The organism is Bdellovibrionales bacterium (genome assembly GCA_019750295.1).
In the GTDB taxonomy this organism is placed as follows: Bacteria; Bdellovibrionota; Bdellovibrionia; order Bdellovibrionales; family JAGQZY01; genus JAIEOS01.
Genome location: JAIEOS010000093.1, coordinates 1 through 4,080, shown reverse-complemented (window position 1 = coordinate 4,080; position 4,080 = coordinate 1). Strand labels below are relative to the sequence as shown.

Here is a 4,080-nt window from a genome sequence, read left to right as displayed (position 1 = left end):
TCCCAACTGCTTGACACATCTTTCAAGCTCCATAATCGCAAGCTTTGTATCTTGAAGTGGGACCGTCCCCAATCCCGCAAACCGTTTAGGATAGCGATGAACAATTCCCGCGATATGATCATTTAAAAAACGAGAGAGGTCATAGGCGTGCTGCGCTTGGGCCCAATAGCTAAACATCACAGGCACGGTGGAAAGAACTTGCACTTGAACTTTATGCTGGTCACAGTCTTGAATGCGCTTTTCAGCATCCCAGCAATTGTCTTCCACTTCTCTAAAAAAAGTTCCGTCGTCTTTCACCATACGCGCGCAACAAGGGGCGGTGTGCTCCAACTTAATAAAGCCGCCGTAACCAAAGCGATCTTTCCAGCTGGGCATCTCTTTCGGCAGAATGTGCGTGTGGATATCAATCTTAAGCATTGAACTCCGAAAAGAAATTGCTTTCGCGGGTCAGTTGATGACCGCATTGAGAACAGGTGCAGTTTTTAGGATTGTCAAAGAAACGATCAAACACAGGTTTAAACTGGGTCACGATGTTGGTGAGTGGAAATCGCTCTTCATAAAGTTTATTTGAACACTTCGGACACCACCACGCCAGCGCATCTTGCTCTCCATCGAGTCGTTTTCTTTCGATCACTAAACCCAAAGTCTTCGCCGGACGTTGCGGAGAATGAGGAACATTCGAGGGCAATAGAAATATATCCCCTTCACGAATGGTTATGTTACGAAATTTGTCGTCCTCACGAATTCGCAAAAAAACGTCCCCCTCCAATTGGTAGTAAAACTCCTCGCCACCATTACTATGAAAATCTGTACGTCCATTGGGACCAGCCACGATGAACACCATGAACTCACTGTCTTCCCAAATCAGTTTGTTACTCACCGGGGGTTTAAGTTTGTCTCGATGGTCTTCGATCCATTGTTTAAAGTTAAAGGGGGCTCGAATCATTTAAACTCCGCCACGCATTTGAGTTCGATCGCAATGGGTGTGGGAAGAGCCGTAATCCCTAAAGTCGTGCGACAAGGTTGATTCTCTTTAAAATACTCGGCGTAGATTCGATTATAAATAGGAAAGTCTTTTTTCATGTTGGTCAAATACACAGTGACATCCACAAGATCATTCCACGTTAAGCCCGACGCCTCGAGGATCAAACGCACATTCTTAAAGACCGAGTGGCACTGGGTTTCGATATCGTAGGAAAGAATATTTCCTTGAGCATCCACATCCACTCCCGGAATTTTTTTGCTGCCACGCTCGCGCGGACCGACTCCCGACATAAACAACAAGTTACCCACGCGACGGGCGTGAGGATAAAGACCTACAGGCTCTGGAGCTTGGTTCGAGTCAAATTTCATTTCAATTCTCCCGGAAAATTAAGACAAACCGTTTTCGGTTCGGTAAAAAAGTGAAGCGCTTCTTTGCCGCCTTCGCGACCGAGGCCAGAATTTTTGGATCCTCCGAAGGGCACGCGCAAATCTCGCAGCATCCACGTATTGACCCAAACGGTGCCGAACTCTAAAAGGCGCGCGAGCCGATGTACGCGCGATAAGGACTCCGACCAGATACTCACCGCAAGACCATACGTCGACTCATTGGCGAGACGTAACGCTTCTTTCTCCGAGGTGAAGGGGATCAGCGTAGCGACAGGTCCAAAAATTTCTTCCTGATTGGTGCGACACGAGTTCTCTAATCCCTCGATTAACGTGGGTTCGATGAACCAACCGTTTTCACAACGTCCCGGAATGATCGCTCGACGACCGCCGGTTAAAATTCGACCCCCCTCTTTTTGGGCGAGCTCGATGTAAGACATCACTTTATTAAAATGTTCTAACGAAACAGTGGCCCCTTGCTGGGTGTTACTGTCGCTCGGGTCTCCCACCCGGAAAGTTTTAATTTTTTCAATCAAAGCATTTTTAAATTTTTCGTAAATGCTTTCTTCCACCAGGATTCGTGAACTGCACAAGCAGATCTGTCCTTGATTCGAAAACGTGGAACGCACCACCTCGTTCACGGTTTTTTCGAAATCACAATCCGCGAAAACGAGCGTCGGATTTTTTCCTCCCATTTCGAGAGCCACTTTTTTAAATGTAGGGGCTGCCGCCTGTGCAATTTTTTGTCCCGTCGATGTGCTCCCGGTAAAAGAGATCGCTTTAATTTTGGGATGCTGAGATAACACCGCCCCAACGTCTCCTCCCAATCCGTGGACAATATTCAGCACACCTGGTGGTAAATTCACCTCGCGGCAGATCTTTGCAAATAAATATGCGGTCAACGGAGTAATTTCCGAGGGCTTCGCCACCACGCAGTTTCCCGTGGCGAGGGCTGGAGCAATTTTCCAAGTGAAAAGATAAAGGGGAAGATTCCACGGAGAAATCACTCCGACCACGCCTAAAGGTTGATGAAGGACATAGTTAAAAACATGGGCGGACGTCTCATAGGACTCCCCCTGATTTTGGGACGAGGCCTCAGCGTAAAAGCGAAAGTTGTAGCTGCTCCGAGGAATGTCGACGGACTTCGCGACACTCACCGGTTTTCCATTGTCGCGGCTCTCGGCCCGAGCAAAAACCTCCAGATTTTCATCAATTTTCTGAGCCAACAGATTTAAATACTGGGATCGCTCTTGCTGTGAAAGTGCGGACCACTGCGGAAAAGCCTTTTGCGCGGCCTGCACCGCTTTCTCCACATCGCTCGCGTCGCTGGCCGCAACTTGAGTATATTCTTTTCCTGTGGCGGGCTCATAACAAGGTAAAGTTTGACCTGAGGACGCGGGAACCAATTCCCCGCCAATGTAATTGAGTATTTTTTCTTGCTCTTTAAATTCGATCATTGCAATAAAACGGCGCGCACGGGAGACGCATCCGCCCCTTTCATTTTTAGCGGGAGTGCACACAAGGTGTAAATCCCATCGGGCACCTGATCGAGCACCACGCCTTCGAGAATCGCCATATCGTGCGCGTGAATCCGCTTGTGAGATTCCAAAGCTTGATCTTCCGCAAGATCAATCGAAGGCGTATCAATCCCAACTAAGCAAATCTTTTGCGCAAACAAATAGTCCACAAGCTCCGCCGAAAGCGCATTAAAATCGGAATTCCAAACATTCGGATTCGGGAATGACCCTGTATAAAAAAGAACCCGATGAGCTCTGATTTTAATTTTTTGAATATGTTCAACTTTGATTCTCTCTCCGCGATTCAAATTCACAGAGATGACCTGACAAGGCCCCATATAGAAATGCAATGAGCGCTCAGAGATCCCAACACCAGAAGTGCTATAATGATTGGGAGCATCCACGTGGGCGCCCAAATGGGGAGTGGTCGTAAACGAGGACAGACCCAAAGAGTCGCCCTTTTGAACATCTAAAATAATCTTCCGTTGAAACGGAGTATCGCCCGGAAACACCGCCATCGCAGGAGAAATCTCAGGACTGATATCGTAGACTTTCTCAAACCCACCTAACACAGAGCACTACCTCTCAAATTAAGCCCAAACTCTACCCTTTCCCCGCAGCCAGATCAACCCCCGCCCCACAATGAATTTCTGACAAATTCTCCACCAAAAGGAACTAAATTAAGGAGAGGTTTCTGAGTCCAATAAGAATTGAAAAGAGTCTTCTTTTGGCGGTCGCGCCCATGGAGGGGCGCGAAACGATCCATGGATGGAGACTTCCGTCAAAAGAAGACTCTTTTCAATTCTTATTGGACTCAGCCAAAGCACGGTATTAATGTGTGGGGGATGGCGGAAAAATTGGATACGGTAGCGGAATTGTCTTTTCAACTTTATAGGGCTCGGAAAGAGGCGGAGGAGCAGGAGCCTTTGACTTTGAGTCATAAGGAGCTGGATCTGCCGATGGCTTATGAGATTCAGGGTCATGGGATTGAGTTGCGTCGTAAAGATGGAGAGAAAATCATTGGCTACAAGATGGGGCTCACTTCGAAGGCGAAGATGGAGCAGATGGGTTTGCATCAGCCGATTTTTGGGGTGTTGACCGACAAGATGCAAGTTTCTCAAAAGGGTGAGTTCTCATTGGCAGGTAAGATTCATCCTAAGGCGGAGCCGGAGATCTTTTTTGTGACCCATAAGGA

Annotated in this window: 6 protein-coding genes; 1 reads left to right on the top strand and 5 read right to left on the bottom strand. The window is 47.7% G+C overall.

The window, feature by feature from the left end:
- The 5 genes from K2Q26_13315 to K2Q26_13295 all read right to left on the bottom strand — a co-directional run.
- Positions 1–417: amidohydrolase family protein (locus K2Q26_13315; protein MBY0316496.1), on the bottom strand; the 417-nt coding region annotated here is incomplete at its 3' end.
- Entirely contained in the window at positions 410–946 is a 537-nt protein-coding gene (locus K2Q26_13310) for a 3-hydroxyanthranilate 3,4-dioxygenase (protein MBY0316495.1), read from the bottom strand. The genes K2Q26_13315 and K2Q26_13310, both read right to left, overlap by 8 nt.
- Positions 943–1,353, bottom strand: coding sequence for a RidA family protein (locus K2Q26_13305; protein MBY0316494.1), 411 nt, complete (start codon positions 1,351–1,353; stop codon positions 943–945). Before K2Q26_13305 ends, K2Q26_13310 begins: the two co-directional genes overlap by 4 nt.
- Positions 1,350–2,825, bottom strand: a complete 1,476-nt coding sequence (locus tag K2Q26_13300; protein ID MBY0316493.1) for an aldehyde dehydrogenase — start codon at positions 2,823–2,825, stop codon at positions 1,350–1,352. Before K2Q26_13300 ends, K2Q26_13305 begins: the two co-directional genes overlap by 4 nt.
- Positions 2,822–3,457 carry a cyclase family protein gene (locus K2Q26_13295; GenBank protein MBY0316492.1) on the bottom strand — a complete coding sequence of 212 codons (636 nt, stop codon included), beginning with the start codon at positions 3,455–3,457 and terminating at the stop codon, positions 2,822–2,824. The genes K2Q26_13300 and K2Q26_13295 overlap by 4 nt, the downstream gene beginning before the upstream one ends.
- 273 nt (positions 3,458–3,730) lie before the next feature.
- Here K2Q26_13295 and K2Q26_13290 point away from each other — a divergent pair.
- Positions 3,731–4,080 (top strand): 2-oxopent-4-enoate hydratase (locus K2Q26_13290; GenBank protein ID MBY0316491.1); only part of this gene is annotated, 350 nt, incomplete at its 3' end.